Source organism: Nostocoides japonicum T1-X7 (genome assembly GCF_001046855.1).
Taxonomy (GTDB): Bacteria; Actinomycetota; Actinomycetes; order Actinomycetales; family Dermatophilaceae; genus Nostocoides; species Nostocoides japonicum.
In genome coordinates this window covers 787,897-806,790 of record NZ_HF570958.1, presented here as the reverse complement: position 1 = coordinate 806,790, position 18,894 = coordinate 787,897, and the positions used below count along the sequence as shown (strand labels likewise).

Here is an 18,894-nt window from a genome sequence, read left to right as displayed (position 1 = left end):
GCGGCACCCCGAGGTGCCGGGGTGCCGACGCCCGGCGGGGTGCATCCGGGGGGATCGAGGATGACCTGGCCTGTCGTCCGCGACGTCGTCTCGTCGATCTTCCTGCTGTCGGGCGCCCTCCTCGCTCTCGTCGCGACCGTCGGCATCGTCCGCTTCGACAACCTGTTCAGCCGGATGCATGCGGCGACGAAGCCGCAGGTGCTCGGCGTCCTCCTCGTCCTCGTCGGCGTCGCATTCCGGATGCGGGACCCGCACGCGATCGGGCTCATCGTCCTCGTCGGCGTCTTCCAGCTCTTCACGGCCCCCATCGGGGCCCACATGCTCGGACGCCAGGCCCACCGCACCGGGCTGCGGGAGGGCGACGACCGTATCGTCGACGAGTCCCTGTGACACGCGGTCGCTCGATGTGACTTGGGCGCTCGGCGTGACTGGGGCGTGAGTGACTGGGGCGTGCGTGACTAGGGCGGGGGATGCTCGCGCTTCCCCAGGTAGAGCGGCCACCGGGGCTGTTCCACCGCGGCCGCGGCCCCTTCCACGAGCGGTGCGCGGTGCCGAGCTGGATCATCAGCACGCGTGGCCACTTGGGCGAGCAGCGGGCGATTCGCCACCGAGCTGGTAATGCGTTTGTCGTTGTAAGTCACAGGTCTTCGGTGGAGTTGAGCCGGGACGCGGGAGGGTGGAGGCCGCCACGTCCCGGCTCAGTCGCTCCGCCTAGCGCTGCGGGCGCAGGCTACGGTCGGGGTTCAGCATTCCCTGACCAGTTGCGTTCGAAGTCAGGGACCGCACTTCACGCGGATCTGAGCAATCGTGCTGTTTCGAACGCGGAGTTCCTTTCCCTGATAGGCGTAGGTCAGCTCGAGAGCGTCGATGGTGGCTGGTGTGGTCGCCTTGATGTGGAGCACGAGGTTCCGCGTCTCTCCGGGCTTGATGGCTGCTGGTAGTGGGAGCTTCTTGTCCCACGAGCCTGGGGCGACTACCGGCGGCGGCCAACCGTACTCAAGGCCGATCAGCGTGTTGTCCACGACTGGAGCCAAAAACGCGCCCTCGCTGGAGGCGTTCTGGGGATCCACGAGTGCCACCTTGCTGACTTGGATGGACGACGACGAGGTGTTGGTGACCGAGTCGACTGCGTAGGTGTACTCACCGGTTTGAGAGCCGGGTACGCAGGCGGTGTTTTGATCGTTTCCACCGACGCTGAGTGGTCCGTCGTGACCCATCAATTTCGGTTGGGATGCGCATCCCCCCAGCAGGGTTAGGCATACCGCGATGCCAACGGTCAACAGCCCTGGTCGCATGAGCACCTAGGACTTCGTGACCAGGCGCGAGGGCGTAGCAGTCGGCGCCCCGGACGTGCCGCAGAGTCGACGAGTCGAAGTGAAGCTGTAGGTCACCTTGGCCGCGGGGGTGTATCCCGTCCGTGTGGACAGGTCGATGCCAATAGCCCCCGACACATCCGCGCCCGTCGAGAAGGTGTAGGCGGTGCTGCTCGACTTGGTGAACGAGCTGCCAGACACCTGGCTGACGCAGTAGTTGGCGGTCGGCGCTGAGGACGGGTGGTAGACGCTGGCGCCGCCCGCCCAGTACCGAGCCTGCACCTTGTAATTCAAGTAGATGCCGTCACACGAGAGGCCGTACTTGCCGTAGTCGAACTGGGTGTAGTCGTGCTGCAGGCCGGTGTAGGCGGGGAAGTTCACTGACGAATTGGAAGACACCGTCGTCGATCCCGACGCCTTGAAGCTGCCATAACTGCCGGAGGTGGAGACGCCGATACCGAGGGTGCTGCTGGCGCCGCTGCCGTAGACGAGGTCTGCTTTCGCGCCCCCGTTGGTGACGTAGGTGCCGCCGACCCAGACGGTCTTGTAGCCCAGGTCAGAGATGAGCCGCCACTGGCAGGAAGGAGCCTGGGGCGCGTTGCTGGGTGCGGAGGCGCCGGAGCCATCCACGAAAGAGGAGGACTCGCTGATGGGCGCGCTCCACTTCTTGGGCTCGGTCGGCTCCGTGCCTCCCGCTCCGCTAGCGGGATCCTCGTCCGGCCCGGGGGTGCCCGGCGAGGACGCGGTGGACGAGTTGGCGTCTACCGAGGCGTTGGGTGGGGCGATGGTGAGGTCCGTTGTCGTGACCGGGACTAGTGCTGCGGTCTTGGCGGACGCGGTGCCCTCGGCCGAGCTGACGACCGTAAGGGGGAAGGAGAGGGACGCGACGTTACCGGCATGGTCGTGGGCATAGAGCTCGAGGTTGACGTTGCCGGCCGAGTCGCGGAACTGGGCGAGAGAATCGCGAGGAGCTGCGACTGCGAAGTGTCCGCGGGCGTCGACGTCCATCTGGGCTAGGTAGGTGAGGTTGACGACATGTCCCTCGGGGGAGTGGTAGGCGACGGTCTCAACCGGCTTTTGCGAAGACGGCGACCTTGGTGCCCTGAGCGGGTTGTCCTGACGTGTTGTAGATGTTGCCTTGGATTAAGCCCTGATTCGACGTGGCTGCCAACGCGGCGGCCGGTGCTCCAATGAGGCTACCGCCGGCCAGGAGCAGGACCGACAGACGTCCGATGGTTCGCCTCACAGACTCTCCTTTGAGTTGGTTGTAGCCGGCGAAACTTAACAGGGATTTACTAGTTAGTACACAGGCCACGCTCAGGGAAATCTGTCATGGCGGTGGCGTTCGCGGCTAGTTGGTGCGATGTTTGTCCTCTTTCTTCCTTGGAAGGCCTCAAGTGCGGATCCTCTTGGTATGTCCGCCCGAACTTGCGGAGCCCTTGGCTGTGCCAACGTGAGACACGTCACGCCCGTCGCGAGTGACCCACGGAAGTCCGGGTGGCCAGGCTGCGTTCCGCAGCATCAGCAGCAACCCGGCCGAGGATGTCGGGCCGGGTGCTGGAACGGCCCTATTTATATCCGAATAGAGTGACTGGGCTTAGCGGTTTCGGATTTCGCTGTGCCACAAGCCCGTTCGAACTGCCGATAATTATCTTACGTAAAATTACGCCCACCCCGGGTCACTTCTTGCCTCTGCGCTGACACGGTAGGCCAGCGCAGACGATGTGGCCTGCTCCCGGTGCGGCTGGTGCTGTCGGGTGGGACACGTTTCGGCGCGTCAGCGGTGGCGCTTGCTTGACCGCTGTCGGGGGCCGCCGTTAGCGTGATCACGGTTCGCTCGTTAAACGGGTGTACTAGACGTGAGGCCTCGGTCCTCTGGAGCCGTGTGGATCCAGAGGACCGAGAACCGACCAACCCCTCAGGCCCTACTTGCCGGTATTGCTGAGCACGTTGGCCACCTCAGTTTGCGGTGCCTACGGTGGCATTGAGGAGTCCGAGGACTTCCCACCACCTAGGCAGCCGCGGAGGTCTCGGCGGGGATAACCGCGCCATTTGACATCCTCCTGCGTGGGTCTCGGGGTCGGCCCGAGGTCCGTGCCAGTCAGTTGTGAGCTGGCACGTGCGTCAGTTCACAAGCGAGTTCCAAAGGGTGTCTCAACCTCAGAAGCGATCCTAGGCCGCGATACGGACACCCCCCGTCGCCCTCGGCGTGTCGCCGGTGCCCGGGCACCTGGCACTCCCCGCCGACCGGTGCGGGCGAACCGCACGGGCCCGGGGGCCTGCCGAGCGCCCTGGGCCGTGTCGAGTAGCTATCGGCCGAGAGCCTGCTCCCGATTCCGTTCTACCTTGTGGGTCTCGATCTCCGGCCTCCCTTGCTTCAGGGCTTGCTCCAGCTCGCGGGCTGCGCGGTTCAGCTCATCGGATGCTCGTTTAAGAGCTGATCTCGCGCAGGCCAGGTGGTCCTCTCTGGCCAGCCGCTCTGCGTTCTGAGTTTGTAGGCACCTCAACGCCTGTCTCCGTCGCCACGAAGGCGGGCCGGGGTCCGAGCCGGGGTCCGGGCCGGGTCCGGGCATGCCGCAGAGCCCGGGCGGGTGCTCCGGGCTGCGGGGCGGCGTCATGGTCGGTCGGGGGGTTCGCCGGGATCCTCGGTGCCCGGTACGCCGCCGGTGCGATCCTCGGCATTCCGTCCTCTTGACAGTCCCCGGCCGAGGCTGTCACCGGAGTCTCGACCGACGTCGTCGTCGGCCCTCATCCCCTCGTCGTCCGTCATCCCGTCGTCGGCGACCCGCGGTGACGTGCGCCGGGCCGACGGCCAGGCCGCCTCGCCGTCGTAGGACCCGGGAGTTCGGTCCCACACGACGCCGTCCGCGCCGACCGTCGCGGTGAGCCGGTCGCGATGGACCACCGTGTGGTGCCGGCCGCACAGGAGCGCAGCGTTCCCCAGGTCGGTCGCACCTCCGTCGGCCCAGTGCCTGACGTGATGGGCATCGCACCAATGCGCCGGCACGGTGCAGCCGGGGAAGGTGCAGTGCCGGTCACGCAGCCACAGCGCCTTCTGCTGGCCCGCCGTGAACAGCCGCCACGTCCGTCCGACGTCGAGGATCTCGCCCCGTGACCCGAGCACGACCGGCAGGATGCCCCCGTCGCAGGCCAGCCGCCGCACCGTCTCCGGGCCCACGACCGTCCCGCCGTCCACACCCCCGAACATCGTGCCGCCGCCCGTTCCGTCCCGCAGGTCCTCCCACCGGATCGTCACGAACACCGTCGCCTTGACGCCCGACGCGGTCGTCGCCGGCGTGACGGCCACCGCCCTCCGGCATACCTCCACGAGTGCCTCCCCGCGCCGCTGCTCCACCGAGCGGGTGTCACGGCAGTCGGCCGGCTCGCCGAAGCGATGGTTCGCGGCACGATGGTCGTCTCCGGATCGACACGGCTGCGGCCCCGACAAGGGACCGATCGCGCCCTCCACCGCCGCCCGATGGTCGGCGCGCAGACGCAGCCGGTACTCCCACAACCCACCGCCCAGGCAGCGCCCGGCGCTGAGACTCGTCCCACCGGCGGCACGGTCGTCGTCGTCCTGGAGCTTGTCCCCCAGCCCGTACCGCGCCAGCAGCGCCGGCCGCAGCGCGCGAATCCCCGCTCTCCCCTCTCGCCGCCCCATGTCGACGAGGCCGTCGATGACCGCCTCCTCCGCACCCTCGGCCAGCTGCTTCTCCATGGCGTCGAACTCGGAACGGACGGTCGCTCCCGCGCCCACGGACAGGCGACCGCGCTCGATCGCGTCCCGCACCGGCGCGAAGCGCGCTGGTGCCAGCCGGCGCACCGCCTTCCCCACGAGCCCGGCCTCCGCCGGCTCCAGACCCGGGCAGCGCTCGGCGACCCATTGCGTGGTCGACCCCGCCTGGGACGTCGCCACCTCGCCGCGCACCTCCGCCTCCCAGGCGACCGCGAACACCCCTCCAGCCATCAGGGACCGACACCGGTCCAGCAACGGGAGCACCCGGGACAGGTCCGCACCCGAGAGCCGGTATCGCTCGTCCGGCAGCCGCTCACCCAGCGCGATCGCACGCTGCAGGACGGCGACGACCTCGTCGCCGAAGGTGAGCATCTCCTCCTCCATTCCCCCAACCTACGAGTGACCACCGACAGTCCACCCCACCCCAACGCCATTCATCCACAACGAGATCGGTGTATGCCGATCCGGCAGGCCCGTCCGGTGTGCCCCACCGCGTCGGACGGCCGATCGGGCGGTGTGCCGCCCGCCCGACATCCCCGGACGCGTCGAAATGCCGAGGGGGCGTCGCGAACAGCCCGGCAGGCCGAGGACCGGCCCGGACGACTCACGGTCGCCGAGCGCCGAGGCACGTCCAGCGGTTCAGGGCGTGGCCGGCGCCTCGCGGACAGGGGCGATGCCCTCGGCGGCCAACCAGGCGCGGGCGCGACCGCGGGTCCGCTCGTCACTGAAGGCACGCCACTGCGCAGCCACCCCGTCGTCCCGCGAGATCACCGACCGGAAGCGCCGGAAGGCTCCCGGGCCGTCGATGGCGATGCTCAGGCGGTCCGCCATGACGGGGTCGGCGACGGTGTCGATGAACACCTCCATGTCGCGGTATGCCGCTCGCGAGCCCCGTCCCTCGACCCACAGGGTGTCGTCGGGGTTGCCGTCCTCGTCCTCGTCGTCATCGTCGTCGAACGCGTCGTCGAACGGGGACTCGTGCCAGACCTCGCCCGTCCGCAGGTCGATCCGCCCACCACCCTCGACCGGGTTGCTGCCGAGGATGTCGCCGACGTCGTCGAGGTCGACGGGCAACGGCTGCAGCGGGGACGGGGCGCCGAGGCCGAGCGCCCCCTCGATGGCTTCCGCCAGATCCTCGTCGCCCTCCCAGTCGCGCTCCCGAAGCCGGCTCACGCACCGGTGGGCCAGCTGCTCCGCACCCTCCACGCGGCGCTCCACGGCCTCCCGCAGTCCGTCTCCGACGACCTGCAGGACATGCTCGGGCCACCCCATGGTCGTCAGCGTCGCCACGAGGACCGGCCCGTCCCCTGCAGAGACCGCACTCCGGAGCGTCTCCCGCAGCTGCTGGGTGTCCATGGCGCCATTCTCGCGGATCGCCGAGCGTCGCGCGCCTCCGCGGTCATCGAGTCCTTCGCGAGGGCCAGCGGCTGCAGGCGGGACGGAGGGTCTCCGGACGGCGCGACGCTCGGTCCCGGCCACGCACGGTCCGGGTCAGCTCACAGACCGGGGAACCAGATGCCGATCTCGCGGGCGGCGGACTCCGGCGAGTCCGAGCCGTGGACGATGTTCTTCTGCACCTTCTCGCCCCAGTCGCGACCGAGATCGCCACGGATGGAGCCCGGCGCGGCATCCGTCGGGTTCGTCGCACCAGCCAGCGAGCGGAACCCCTTGATGCACTCCTGGCCCTCGATGACCGCCGTCGTCACCGCGCCGCTGCTCATGAACTCCACGAGCGGCTCGTAGAACGGCTTGCCCTCGTGCTCGGCATAGTGCGCCGCGAGCTGCTCACGGGTCGGCGTCGTGACGGCGAGGGCGACGAGGGTGTATCCCTTCGCCTCGATCCGGCGCAGGACCTCGCCGGTGAGGCCACGGGCATACCCGTCGGGCTTGACGATGACGAGGGAGCGCTCGGTGTCGGTCACGGGCCCGAGCCTACCGAGGGCGGGCACACCGCCGGCTCAGGCCCGGCGGCCCGCCGTCGCGCCCTCGCGCGCGGCCTGCTCGCGGTCGATCCGATCGCCCTGCACGAGGCACAGGATCCAGAGACCGCCGAAGATGAGCCCGACGACGAACATCGACCGCACCCAGAACGTCGCCGCGAACGTCGCGATCTGGACCAGCCACCCGAGCGTGACCCCGAACGGTCGGCGCATGAGCGCGGCGGCGAGCAGGGCGAGGACCGCGAGCCCCGATCCGATCCACAGCAGGGTCGACGACGTCTCGTCGCCACCGGCGTCGGCGAGCGCCCGCGCGACGAGGGCACCGAAGAAGATGACGACGGCCTGCCCGCCGAGCACGGTCGCGAGCATCCGCCAGGTGAACTTCCCCAGCGTGCCGTAGATCCGCAGCGCCCTCACCCGATCAGGGTATGCGGTGCCGCCCCGCCGCGCGGCCCCCGCCCGGCCGTCGAGGCGTCGTGCGCGGGGGGCCGAGCCGTCACTCGGGCCGGACGACCGACCCGTTCTCGACGGCGATGAACTTCGTCGGACGGATCGTGACCACGATGCGGACGTCCGCGTCGGTGATGTCGTAGACGTTGTCGTAGCGCTCCTGGAGCGCGCGGTAGAACGCCGCGTCGGCGGTGTCGTCCGCCACGCTCTCGACGACGCCACGGACCTCGAGCGTGCGGTAGGGGTTCCCCGGCTCGTGGACCGAGAAGGCGACCCGCGGCTCGTGCTCGAGGTTCGCGAACTTCTGACGGGTCCGGGTGAGGGTGAACCTCGCACGCTCACCGTCCCACCCGAACCACATGACGCTGCTCTGCGGGCTCCCGTCGGGGCGCACCGTCGCGAGGTGCGCGAAGGTCGGCCTCTCGAGAAGGTCGCGGTGGCTGGCGGGCAGGGTCGAGTAGCGAGACGTCATGCGCGAGGGAACACCGCCGTATGCCGCGCCATTCCGCCCGGTCCACATGTCGGCTGACCGCACCAGGTGGTGCACATCTCCCGATCGGGGCCTCTGCACCAACCCCCACCCCCCAGCCAGGTGGTGCACATCTCCCGATCGGGGCCTCTGCACCATGGCCCACCCCCAGCCAGGTGGTGCACATCTCCCGATCGGGGCCTCTGCACCATGGCCCACCCTCAGCCAGGTGGTGCACATCTCCCGATCGGGGCCTCTGCACCATGGCGGGGTATGCGGCGGAGGGTATGCGGGTCGTGAGCGGGGGCTACTCGTCGGTCACGCCGAGGAGCATCCGCACCTCGGCGGCCGTGACGACCGAACCGGTCGCGACGACCCCGCCGTTGACGCCGCCCTCGTCGGCGAGCTCGGCCGCCCGGTCGAGCGCGTCCGGCAGGTCGGCGACGACGGTGACCCGGTGCTCGCCGAAGATCTCCGCGGCCAGCTCGCCGAGCTCGGCCGGGGTCAGCGCCCGCGGCGACGTGGTGCGGGTCACGACGACCTCGTCGAGGACCGGCTCGAGCGCCTCGAGGATCTCGCTCGCGTCCTTGTCGCGCATGACGGCGAGCACCCCGACGAGCCGACCGAAGGTGAACGCCTCCCGGAGCGCTGTCGCGAGGGCCCGTGCACCGTGGGGGTTGTGGGCGGCGTCGACGATGACCGTCGGCGAGCGCCGGACGATCTCCAGCCGCCCGGGCGACCGGACGGAGGCGAGGCCGGACCGGAGCAGGTCCGGGTCGAGCCGCTGCTCCCCTCCGCCCAGGAACGCCTCGACGGCCGCGACGGCCAGCGCCGCGTTGTGGGCCTGGTGGGCGCCGTGGAGCGGCAAGTAGAGCTCGTCGTAGTCGCCCGCCAGCCCGCGCATCGAGAACAGCTGTCCCCCGACGGCCACGTCGCTCTGGAGGATCCCGAAGTCCACCGACTCGACGGCGAGCCGCGCGTCGACCTCCTCGGCCCGGTCGCGAAGGATGGCCGCGACCTCGGGATCCTGGACGGCGCTCACCGCGATGGCATCGGACTTGATGATCCCCGACTTCTCCGTCGCGATCTGCTCGATCGAGGACCCGAGGAAGTGGGTGTGATCGATGTCGACGGGCGCGACGACGGCGACCGATCCGTCGGCGACGTTCGTCGCGTCCCATCGCCCGCCCATGCCGACCTCGACGACGGCGACATCGACCGGCGCGTCGGCGAACGCGGCATACCCGATGCAGACGAGCACCTCGAAGAAGGTCATCTGCGGCCCGCCGTCCGCGGCGGACCGGCCGTCGACCATCTCGATGTAGGGAAGGACGTCGTCGTAGGCGGCGATGAAGCGCTCGGGGTCGATGGGCTGGCCGCCGATCGAGATCCGCTCGCGCATCGTGTGCAGGTGGGGTGAGGTGAACCGGCCCGTCGTGAGGCCGAGGGCGCGCAACAGTGCCTCGATGATCCGCGTCGTCGACGTCTTGCCGTTGGTCCCCGTGACGTGGACGAGCGGGAAGGCGCGCTGCGGGTCGCCGAGCAGCTCCATGACCGCCTCGACCCGGTCGAGTGACGGCTGGAGATCGTGCTCGGGTGCTCGGGCGAGGATCTCCTCCTCGACCTCCCGCAACCGCTTGGCGATCTCCAGGTTGCGGGCCGCCTCGCGCTGGGCGGCGTCGGGCGCGGGGGTCATGGCAGCTCTCCCTTCGGGTGGTCTCCGGTCGGCAGGTCGCGCACCATCCACATGGCGTCCGGTATGCCGCGTCCCTCGGTCTCCCGGCGGTCGTCGACGAAGCCGTGCCCGAGGTAGAACCGGTGGGCCTTCTCGTTGCCGTCGATGTGGGAGAGCCGGATCCGGGGGTAGCCGTCCGTCGTCGCGGCGCCGATGACGGACTCGATGAGGCGATGGCCGATTCGCAGTCCCTGGTATGCCGGGAGGACATAGAGCTTCCAGAGCACGAGGTCACCCTCGAGCGGTCCCGCGACGGCCACGGCGACGACCGAACCGTCGACCGTCGCGACGGTCGTCCGGCCCTGCTCGATGGTGCGGAGGCAGGCGTCGCGACTCCACCACTTGGCCAGCCCCATCGCGACGTAGTCCGCCCCGGCGATGGGCTCGTACGTCGCGGGCCACGTGCCGTGACCGACGGCCACGACGGCGTCGACGTCCTCGGGCGTCGCCGTCCGGATCACGACCTCTCGCACGATGTCGCTCACAGCTTGAGGACCTTGATCCGCACGGGCTCCCCGTCGCCGACGACCGCCTCCGCGACGTCGCCGCGGACGGGCAGGGCGTCCAGCTGCGGGGCCGAGCCGAACTGGGTCGCCAGCGTCTCCTCGACGATGAGCCCCTGGTGGGTGACCGTCGCCTCCCAGACGGCCTGGCTGCCGGTGACGGTCAGCGAGATCCGGTCGCTGACCTCCAGGCCCGCGTCCTTGCGGGCCTGCTGGACGGCCCGCACGACGTCGCGGGCGAGGCCTTCGCGGGCCAGCTCGGGTGTGACGTCGGTGTCGAGGACGACGAAGCCGCCCGAGGGCAGCATCGCGGTGGCCCGGCCACTCGGGGCCCCGTCGCCGACGACCGTCTCCAGCGCGTACTCGCCCTCCTCGAGGACGATGTCGCCGGAGGTCACGACACCGTCCGCGTCCACCGACCAGTCCCCGGTCTTGCTGCCCCTGATCGCCGCCTGGACGTCGCGTCCCAGCCGCGGGCCCGCGACGCGAGCGTTCACCGTCAGCCGTTGCGACACACCGAAGTCCGACGCCGCGGCGTCGTCCGGACGGAGCAGCGTCATGCCCTTGACGTTGACCTCGTCGGCGACGATGTCCTCGAAGCCCTTGAGGTCCCGGTCACTGACGACGGTCAGCGAGGCGAGCGGCAGCCGGACGCGCAGCCCCTCGGCCTTGCGCAGCGACGACGCGACGGAGCAGACCTCACGGGCGGCGTCCATCGACGCGACGAGGGTGTCATCGGCGGGCAGGTCGGACGCGTCGGGCCAGTCGGTCAGGTGCACCGACCGGCCACCGGTCAGCCCCCGCCAGACCTCCTCGGTCGTGAGCGGCAGCAGCGGTGCGGCGACCCGGCAGACCACCTCGAGGGCGGTGTACAGCGTGTCGAATGCCGCCTCCGCCGACCCGTCACCGGATCCGGTGTCCCAGAAGCGCTCCCGCGAGCGGCGGATGTACCAGTTGGTGAGGACGTCGAGGAACGTCCGGGTCGTCTCGCAGGCGCCGGCGATGTCGTAGCGGTCCTGCTGCTCGGTCGAGGTGACGACGTAGTCGTGGAGCTTGGCGAGGAGGTACCGGTCGAGCGGGTCCCGGGAGGCCGTGGACCATCGCGCCTCGTAGCCGGCGCCCTCGGAGCCACCGAAGGCGTTGGCATACAAGGAGAAGAAGTACCACGCGTTCCACAGCGGCAGGAGGACCTGACGGACACCGTCGCGGATGCCCTGCTCGGTCACGATGAGATTACCACCGCGCAGGATCGGCGAGGCCATGAGGTACCAGCGCATCGCGTCCGCACCGTCGCGGTCGAAGACCTCGTTGACGTCGGGGTAGTTGCGCAGCGACTTGCTCATCTTCTGCCCGTCGGACCCGAGGACGATCCCGTGGCAGATGACCGACGAGAACGCCGGCCGGTCGAACAACGCGGTCGCGAGGATGTGGAGCATGTAGAACCAGCCGCGCGTCTGACCGATGTACTCGACGATGAAGTCGGCCGGGAAGTGGTGCTCGAACCACTCGGCGTTCTCGAACGGGTAGTGCACCTGGGCATACGACATCGACCCGGAGTCGAACCAGACGTCGAGGACGTCCTCGACGCGGCGCATCGTCGCGTTGCCCGTGGGGTCGTCGGGGTTGGGCCGGGTCAGCTGGTCGACGAAGGGCCGGTGGAGGTCGGGCTCGCCCGTCGGCCCGAGCGGCAGCCGCCCGAAGTCGCGCTCGAGCTCGGCGAAGGATCCGTAGACGTCGACCCGCGGGTATGCGGGGTCGTCGGACTTCCACACCGGGACCGGGCTGCCCCAGAAGCGGTTCCGGGTGATCGACCAGTCGCGGGCGTTGGCGAGCCACTTGCCGAACTGGCCGTCCCGGACGTGCTCGGGCACCCAGGTGATCTCCTCGTTGAGCTCACCCATCCGGTCCTTGAACCTCGTCACCTCGACGAACCAGCTCGACACCGCCATGTAGATGAGCGGCTGACGGCACCGCCAGCAGTGCGGGTAGGAGTGCTCGTACTGCTCGCGCCGCAGGAGGACCGTGCCGGGCGACACCGACCCGCGGTCGCCCTCCCCGCGCGTCTGCGCCCTGAGGTGGTCGATGATGAGCGCGTTGGCGTCGAAGACGAGCATCCCCTCGTAGTCGGTGACGGGGAAGGTGAACCGGCCGTCGGCACCGACCGGGATGACCGGCTTGATGCCCTCGCGGTCGGTGACGATCTTGTCCTCTTCACCGAACGCGCCGGCGGTGTGGACGAGCCCGGTGCCGTCGGTCGTCGTGACGAACTCCGCCTCGAAGACCCGGTGGGCGCGGGGGTGGCCGGCGTAGTAGGTCATCGGCGGCGTGTACGACCGGCCGAGGAGGTCGCGGCCGGTGAGCCGCTCGACGACGTGGCCCTCGACGTCGGCGTCCTTGTCGCCGAACAGGTCCCGCGCGTATGCCGACAGCCGGGCCTCGGCGATGACGTAGCGCTCCGTCGTCCCCGTCGCGTCGGACTCGACGACGACGTAGTCGATGTCGGGGCCGACCATGATCCCGAGGTTGGCGGGCAGCGTCCACGGCGTCGTCGTCCAGACCAGGGCCAACTCGCCGGTCTCCAGGCGCAGCCCGACGGTGACGGCGGGGTCCCGGCGCAGCTGGTAGACGTCGTCGTCCATCCGCAGCTCGTGGTTGGACAGCGGCGTCTGGTCGTTCCAGCAGTACGGCAGGACGCGGAAGCCCTCGTAGACCAGGCCCTTGTCGTAGAGCGCCTTGAACGCCCACATGACCGACTCCATGTAGTCGGGGTTGAGCGTCTTGTAGTCGTGGTCGAAGTCGACCCAGCGCGCCTGGCGGGTGACGTACTCGCGCCACTCGTCGGTGTATTTCATGACCGACTCGCGGCACTTGGCGTTGAAGGTCTCGATCCCCAGCTCGAGGATCTCCTCCTTCGTCTTGATGCCGAGCTGGCTCATCGCCTCCAGCTCGGCCGGCAGCCCGTGGGTGTCCCAGCCGAAGCGGCGCTCGACCCGGCGCCCGCGCAGCGTCTGGTAGCGGGGGACGACGTCCTTGACGTAGCCGGTCAGCAGGTGGCCGTAGTGGGGCAGCCCGTTGGCGAACGGCGGGCCGTCGTAGAAGACGAACTCGTTGCTGCCGTCCTCCCCCGCCGGCCGCTGGTCGATCGAGGCCTGGAACGTCCCGTCCTGCTCCCAGTAGGCGAGGACACGCTCCTCGATCTCCGGGAAGCGGGGCGTCGCGGGCACGCCGAAGGCGGCTCCGGGATGGGTGTCGGCGGTCGTCGCCCTGGGGTAGGCCATGGCCTGGCTCGTCCTCACGTGCTCGTCGGTGCAGGTCTGCCACGAGGACGACGCCCGCCCCCGCACCGGCCTCGTCCGGTATGCCGAGGAGGGGACACCGCGGTACCACCCCGCTTGCCGCGTGCCGGGCCCGGAGGCACGGCATACGACCGCTCTCGTCGAAGGCTGTGACGGGCCCACCCGTCCGGGTCTAGTGAGGACCTCGCGGTCCCGTTCTTCCGGAGGCTCGCCGCTGATGACGGCTCAGACGCCTGTGCCGCCCATGGTAACGCGGGCCACGGCCCGTGACATTCTCGGCAGGAGGGGTGCCGGCGCCCCGGGACGGGTGCGCCGGCCGGGAGCGACGCTGGGCCGGGGTGCGGTCCTGGGCTAGAGTGCATCGTGCCGCCGAGGCGGCAACCACACGTGCGTCCCAGGGGAAGCCGGTCGAAGTCCGGCGCTGACCCGCAACCGTGGGCGCCCGGTCCTCGCGGCCGGGCGCGAGCCGGAGCGCTTGGGACGGACGAGCGGCTCCATTTGAACCGTCGAGGGACGCGGGACGGAGCCCTGCCACCGGCTGGCCGGGGGTTCGGGCACACGTCACGGACCACCGCCCAGGAAGCAGGACCTCATGCACCGCCCCACCGGGATCGCGCTCGCGGCCCGCACGGCTGCCGCCACGCTCGCCGCGGCCGCCCTCGTCCTCGCTCCCGTCGCGGCACATGCCGCGGACGACCCCACGCCGACGACCGAGGTCGCGCCGGCGGCGAACGACGCCACGGCCTCGTCCCCGAGCGACTCGGACACGACGTCGACGACCGGCGATCCGACGGCGTCGTCACCGACGTCCACCTCGACGTCCCCCACGTCGACCTCGTCCAGCAGCTCGACGACCTCGTCCAGCAGCTCGACGCACAAGGCGCCGTCGGCCGCCGCCAGAGCCCGTTCCCTCACGGCCCGCGCCGAGAGCGCCGCGCCGCTGAAGAGTCCGGGTCCCTCCTGGACCAGCGGTGGCGCGAACCTGCGGGCCGGCCGGCACGCGGTGGCCGCCGCGGGTGACGCCGACCTCTCGGCCCACGCGTGGTTCCTCCAGAACCAGCTCGCCACCGGCGGCCACCACCTGTCGACGACGTACGCCGGGACGGCATACGCCGACGCCGGGCTCACGGCCGACGCCGTGCTCGCCCTCGACGCCGCGGGCACCGGACAGAGCGAGGCCGCCAAGGCGACGGCCTGGCTCGAGGGGGACGTCGCCACCTACATGGGCGGAGGCGGCGACGAGGCGTATGCGGGCGCGACGGCCAAGCTGCTGGTCGTCGCCAACGCCCAGGGCGTCGACCCGACGGACTTCGGCGGCGTCGACCTCGTCGAGACCCTCCTCGGCCTGGAGCAGGGCGACGGCCAGTTCAAGGACCGGTCCGCCTACGGCGACTTCTCCAACACGATCGGCCAGTCGCTGGCCATCGTCGGGCTCCTCGGTGCGCAGCTCGAGCCGAGCGACGACGACCGGGCCATCGACTTCCTCCTCGACCAGCAGTGCGCCGACGGCGGCTTCCGCATCGCCTTCGACACCAGCCCCTGCGTGAGCGACAACGACGCCACGACGTATGCGATCCAGGCGCTCGTCGCCGCCGAGCTCGCCGGCGTCGGCACGGAGCCCGACGCGAAGCGCGACGCCGCGACGGACCGGACGGATGGTGACTCGGGCAGCGGCGGGACCGCGGCGAAAGCCGACGTCACGCCTCGGGTGACCGCGGACGCCATCGACACGGCCATCGACGACGCGGTGAGCTACCTCGACGGGCAGGTCGGCCGGGACGGTGGCGTCAAGGGCGGCAGCGGAGCCCCGACCGAGAACGCCAACTCGACAGGTCTCGCCACCCAGGCCTTCGTCGCCGCCGGCGCCGAGGACAGCGCCGACGTCACCGCGACCTGGCTCGAGGCACACGCCTACGGCTGTGACTTTCCCGCGACGCTCCGGGGCGGCTTCGCCTACGACGCCACAGCCCTCGCGACCGCGGCGTCGGCGGGCAGCAAGGCGACCGTCAGCGACCAGGACGTCCGCGCCTCGACGCAGGCCCTGCCCGGGCTCGCCGGCGTTCCGCTCGTGGCCATCTCCTCCGACGGCGCGGCCGCGACGGCGGCGGCGCTGACCTGCGCGAAGCCCACGTCGCCGACCTCTCCGCCGTCGACGTCCTCGACCTCCTCCGCGACGGCCGCCCCCGTCGCCGCGACCTCGTCGCCGACCGGAGCGCTCGCCTACACCGGTGCGCAGATCTGGCCCCTCGGCCTCGCCGCCCTCGTCCTGCTCCTCCTTGGCTCGGCGGTCGTGGTCCTCGCCCGCCGCCGCGGCGGCGCCCACGCATAGGCGGCCACGCGGATGACACCCACCCCATCGCCGGCCCGCCTCCACCGGTCCACCTCCGCGGCGCCCCCCACCCCAGCCGCCGACACCCGGGTGGGACTCACCCCAACGGCGACCGGCATCCACCCCGGTACTGCCCCAGCCGCCGACACCCGGGTGGGACTCACCGCATCGGCGACCGGCATCCATCCACGACGGTCCGGAGGGCAGAGCCCGAGGGGGCACGGGCCGGTACGCCGCTTGCTCCTCGCCCTCGCGGTGACGGTCGGTTTCGTCGGGGCGATGACCCTCCTCGGGGCACCGGCCGCCCAGGCCGCGGCCTGCTCGACGAGCAGCGGCGTCACCGTCGTCATCAACTCCTCGACGTCCTGCGCCTCCTCCGGCGGCAGCGCTCTGACAGTGCTCTCGCACGTGGCCGCGGTTCAGATGGTGCAGCGGTCACCGGGGTTCGTGTGCCGAATCAACGGCTATCCATCGGCTTCCGTCGAAGCGTGCATCGTCACCCCACCGGCCAAGGCCTACTGGGCCTTCTTCACCGCCAGCCGAGGGGGCTCCTGGCACTACGCCTCGGTCGGCGCCGGAAGCTACTACCCGCCGGCGGGATCCGTCATCGGGTTCTCGTTCGGGTCCGGGGGCCCACCCGGCGCGGCGGTCCCGCCTCGACTCTCGACGCCGAAGCCGAGCCCGAAGCCGCCGGCCTCGTCGTCGAAGCCGAGGCCGAAGCCGTCGTCGAGCACCTCCCGTTCCTCGGGATCGGGCCACCACTCCTCGTCCACCTCCGCCGGAGGATCGCACAAGAGCTCGTCCACGAGCGCGGCATCGTCTCCCCACCGGTCGACCGCCACGTCATCGAAGCGGTCGACGTCGACCACGTCGTCCTCGACCAAGGCATCGTCGAGCTCGACGTCATCGACGACGTCGGGCACGACCGGCTCGGGCACGACGTCGTCCGACGCGACGATCGTGGCGGCACCAGCGGGTTCCGCATCCGACGGCGGATCCGGTTCGCCGGTCGCCGTGGCCCTCGGCGCCCTGGCCGTCGTCGCGCTCGGTGGCGGCGCGGCATACGCAGCGCGTCGTCGGCGGAACACCGCACACTGACCCTGTGACCCACGGCCTGCCCCGCTCACTGCACCCCGTCGCGTGGTGGGTGTGGGCGCTCGGCCTGGCCGTCGCGACGAGCCTCACGACGAACCCTCTGCTCCTCGCGCTCGTCGTGGCCGTCGTCGTCCTCGTCGTGAGCGCCCGCAGGACCGACTCGCCGTGGGCCAGAGCCTTCCGGCTCTACGTGTGGCTCGGCGTGTCGATCATCGCGATCCGGGTCGTCCTCCATCTCCTCGTCGGGCTGAAGTTCGGGCAGATCCGGGTCGTCGCGCTCCCCACGGTCACCCTGCCGTCATGGGCGGCCGGCATCCAGCTCGGCGGCACCGTCTACCTCGAGGGCCTTCTCGCGGCCGTCCTCCTCGGCTGCCGCCTCGCCGTCATGATCATGTGCGTCGGCGCCGCGAACGCCCTCGCCAACCCCAAGCGCCTGCTCCGCTCGGTGCCCGGGGCCCTCCAGGAGATCGGGACCGCCGTCGTCGTCTCGGTCGCCGTCGCGCCGCAGCTCGCGCAGAGCGTCCAGCGGGTCCTGCGCGCCCGCCGGCTCCGCGGCGAGAGCGGCCGGCGCCTGAGGGGCGTTCGCCAGGTCGCCCTCCCCGTGCTCCAGGACACCCTCGACCGGTCCATCGCGCTCGCCTCTGCGATGGACTCCCGCGGCTACGGCCGGGGCATCGAGGGCGACCGTGGCATCCGACGCTGGTCCGCTGTCGTCTCCCTCGCCGGGCTCCTCGTGACGACGGTCGGGGTCTACGGCGTGCTCGACGCGACGACGCCGGGCTACCTCGGCTCGCCGTTCCTCATCGGCGGCATCGCGCTGTGCGCCGTCGGGCTGTGGCTCGGCGGACGGGGCAGCCGGCGGACGGCATACCGACCCGATCGCTGGCTCTGGCCGGAGACGGTCGCCGCCGTCGCCGGTCTCGCGGCGGCGACGGGGGTCGTCCTCACCTCCCGCACCGACCCGCTCGCCCTCGCCATGCCGCTCCAGCCGCTCGCCTGGCCCTCGCTCCCCGTCGTGGCGACGGTCGGCATCCTGCTCGGCGCGCTGCCCGCCGTCCTCACCCCGCCGACCCCGCATACCTCGCGGCGCCGGGTGGCGGCCCGATCGGCCATCGGGCCGACCGCCGACCGGCCGGACCGTCGCCTCCGACCGGACGCCCCGGAGCGCATCCCGAGGACGGTCGGCCGATGACCGCCCCGGCGATCGTCCTGGACCAGGTCACGGTGACGTATGCCGACGCCTCCTCCCCCGTCCTGCGCGGCGTCGACCTCACCGTCGAGGAGGGCGAGCTCGTCCTCGTCGTGGGACGGACCGGATCGGGCAAGTCGACCCTCCTCGGAGCCGTCAACGGCACCGTCCCCCACTTCACCGGCGGCACCCTCCGGGGGCGCGTCACCGTCCTCGGCCGGGACACCCGGGCCCACCGGCCCCGTGACCTCGCCGACGTCGTCGGGGTCGTGGGGCAGGACCCGCTCGCCGGGTTCGTCACCGACACCGTCGAGGAGGAGCTGGCCTACGGCATGGAGCAGCTCGGCCTCGCTCCCGACACCATGCGACGACGGGTCGAGGAGACGCTGGACCTCCTCGGCATCGCCGACCTGCGCCACGCGCCGCTCGGCGAGCTGTCCGGCGGGCAGCAGCAGCGGGTCGCCATCGGGTCCGTCCTCACGACCCATCCGCAGGTCCTCGTCCTCGACGAGCCGACGTCCGCACTCGACCCCACCGGCGCCGAGGAGGTGCTCGCCGCCGTGACCCGTCTCGTCCACGACCTCGGCGTGACCGTCGTCCTCGCCGAGCACCGCATCGAGCGCGTCGTCCAGTACGCCGACCGCGTCGTCCACGTCTCCCCCGACGGCCTCGTCGAGTCCGGAGACCCCGCCGTCATCATGGCGACCTCTGATGTCGCCCCTCCCGTCGTCGAGCTCGGCCGGTATGCCGGCTGGTCGCCCCTGCCGCTCTCCGTCCGCGACGCCCGTCGCGCCGCCGCCCCCCTCCGTGCCCTCCTCGGCGGTCTGCCACCCGATCGG

General features: G+C 71.0%; 16 protein-coding genes. 4 read left to right on the top strand and 12 right to left on the bottom strand.

All coding sequences use genetic code 11. The features are described from left to right. The first annotated feature begins 60 nt into the window (after positions 1–60). Complete coding sequence (gene mnhG / locus BN12_RS03615; protein ID WP_048550154.1) at positions 61–390, top strand: monovalent cation/H(+) antiporter subunit G; 330 nt, start codon at positions 61–63, stop codon at positions 388–390. 383 nt (positions 391–773) lie between these two features. Here the strand turns inward: mnhG and BN12_RS24290 are convergent, their stop codons facing one another. From BN12_RS24290 to ileS, 11 genes are all read right to left on the bottom strand, one after another. After that, positions 774–1,070 carry a hypothetical protein gene (locus BN12_RS24290; RefSeq protein WP_157635327.1) on the bottom strand — a complete coding sequence of 99 codons (297 nt, stop codon included), beginning with the start codon at positions 1,068–1,070 and terminating at the stop codon, positions 774–776. A gap of 231 nt (positions 1,071–1,301) precedes the next feature. Beyond that, positions 1,302–2,321: a hypothetical protein gene (locus tag BN12_RS24285; protein ID WP_157635326.1), complete on the bottom strand. Its 1,020-nt coding sequence runs from the start codon at positions 2,319–2,321 to the stop codon at positions 1,302–1,304. Between the two features lie 58 nt (positions 2,322–2,379). Then, entirely contained in the window at positions 2,380–2,559 is a 180-nt protein-coding gene (locus BN12_RS24280) for a hypothetical protein (RefSeq protein WP_157635325.1), read from the bottom strand. Positions 2,560–3,927: 1,368 nt separating this feature from the next. Next, complete coding sequence (locus BN12_RS23330) at positions 3,928–5,433, bottom strand: HNH endonuclease signature motif containing protein (RefSeq protein WP_053079940.1); 1,506 nt, start codon at positions 5,431–5,433, stop codon at positions 3,928–3,930. A gap of 255 nt (positions 5,434–5,688) precedes the next feature. Beyond that, positions 5,689–6,405, bottom strand: coding sequence for a UPF0158 family protein (locus BN12_RS03590; RefSeq protein ID WP_048550145.1), 717 nt, complete (start codon positions 6,403–6,405; stop codon positions 5,689–5,691). A 140-nt stretch (positions 6,406–6,545) separates the two neighbouring features. Continuing rightward, a complete protein-coding gene (gene ndk, locus BN12_RS03585; protein WP_048550141.1) occupies positions 6,546–6,971 on the bottom strand; it encodes a nucleoside-diphosphate kinase in 426 nt (141 codons plus the stop codon). Positions 6,972–7,007: 36 nt separating this feature from the next. Further along, positions 7,008–7,406, bottom strand: a complete 399-nt coding sequence (locus tag BN12_RS03580) for a DUF4233 domain-containing protein (RefSeq protein ID WP_235432287.1) — start codon at positions 7,404–7,406, stop codon at positions 7,008–7,010. A gap of 79 nt (positions 7,407–7,485) precedes the next feature. Continuing rightward, the gene (locus BN12_RS03575; RefSeq protein ID WP_048550137.1) at positions 7,486–7,911 is read right to left on the bottom strand and encodes a PPOX class F420-dependent oxidoreductase; all 426 of its coding nucleotides are present in this window, start codon (positions 7,909–7,911) and stop codon (positions 7,486–7,488) included. 304 nt (positions 7,912–8,215) lie between these two features. Then, entirely contained in the window at positions 8,216–9,604 is a 1,389-nt protein-coding gene (locus BN12_RS03570; RefSeq protein ID WP_048550135.1) for a bifunctional folylpolyglutamate synthase/dihydrofolate synthase, read from the bottom strand. Next, on the bottom strand, positions 9,601–10,128 hold the full coding sequence (locus BN12_RS03565; RefSeq protein ID WP_048550134.1) for a GNAT family N-acetyltransferase: 528 nt from the start codon (positions 10,126–10,128) through the stop codon (positions 9,601–9,603). The genes BN12_RS03570 and BN12_RS03565 overlap by 4 nt, the downstream gene beginning before the upstream one ends. After that, positions 10,125–13,424, bottom strand: a complete 3,300-nt coding sequence (gene ileS / locus BN12_RS03560; RefSeq protein ID WP_048555951.1) for an isoleucine--tRNA ligase — start codon at positions 13,422–13,424, stop codon at positions 10,125–10,127. Before ileS ends, BN12_RS03565 begins: the two co-directional genes overlap by 4 nt. A gap of 610 nt (positions 13,425–14,034) precedes the next feature. Here ileS and BN12_RS03555 point away from each other — a divergent pair. Next, positions 14,035–15,771, top strand: a complete 1,737-nt coding sequence (locus BN12_RS03555) for a prenyltransferase/squalene oxidase repeat-containing protein (protein WP_048550133.1) — start codon at positions 14,035–14,037, stop codon at positions 15,769–15,771. Positions 15,772–16,355: 584 nt separating this feature from the next. Here the strand turns inward: BN12_RS03555 and BN12_RS03550 are convergent. Beyond that, positions 16,356–16,709 carry a hypothetical protein gene (locus tag BN12_RS03550; RefSeq protein ID WP_048550131.1) on the bottom strand — a complete coding sequence of 118 codons (354 nt, stop codon included), beginning with the start codon at positions 16,707–16,709 and terminating at the stop codon, positions 16,356–16,358. Positions 16,710–16,873: 164 nt separating this feature from the next. Here BN12_RS03550 and BN12_RS03545 point away from each other — a divergent pair, with 164 nt between their 5' ends. Continuing rightward, positions 16,874–18,058 carry an energy-coupling factor transporter transmembrane component T gene (locus BN12_RS03545; protein ID WP_053079938.1) on the top strand — a complete coding sequence of 395 codons (1,185 nt, stop codon included), beginning with the start codon at positions 16,874–16,876 and terminating at the stop codon, positions 18,056–18,058. Beyond that, positions 18,055–18,894, top strand: an 840-nt coding sequence (locus BN12_RS03540; RefSeq protein ID WP_048550128.1) for an energy-coupling factor ABC transporter ATP-binding protein, incomplete at its 3' end; no start/stop codon positions are given. The genes BN12_RS03545 and BN12_RS03540, both read left to right, overlap by 4 nt.

Excerpts from the sequence above, each read along its gene's own strand:
- mnhG (WP_048550154.1), top strand. The coding sequence starts at position 61 with ATGACCTGGCCTGTCGTCCGCGACGTCGTCTCGTCGATCTTCCTGCTG.
- BN12_RS24285 (WP_157635326.1), bottom strand. The coding sequence starts at position 2,321 with ATGGACGTCGACGCCCGCGGACACTTCGCAGTCGCAGCTCCTCGCGAT.
- BN12_RS23330 (WP_053079940.1), bottom strand. The coding sequence starts at position 5,433 with ATGGAGGAGGAGATGCTCACCTTCGGCGACGAGGTCGTCGCCGTCCTG.
- BN12_RS03590 (WP_048550145.1), bottom strand. The coding sequence starts at position 6,405 with ATGGACACCCAGCAGCTGCGGGAGACGCTCCGGAGTGCGGTCTCTGCA.
- BN12_RS03575 (WP_048550137.1), bottom strand. The coding sequence starts at position 7,911 with ATGACGTCTCGCTACTCGACCCTGCCCGCCAGCCACCGCGACCTTCTC.
- BN12_RS03570 (WP_048550135.1), bottom strand. The coding sequence starts at position 9,604 with ATGACCCCCGCGCCCGACGCCGCCCAGCGCGAGGCGGCCCGCAACCTG.
- ileS (WP_048555951.1), bottom strand. The coding sequence starts at position 13,424 with ATGGCCTACCCCAGGGCGACGACCGCCGACACCCATCCCGGAGCCGCC.
- BN12_RS03555 (WP_048550133.1), top strand. The coding sequence starts at position 14,035 with ATGCACCGCCCCACCGGGATCGCGCTCGCGGCCCGCACGGCTGCCGCC.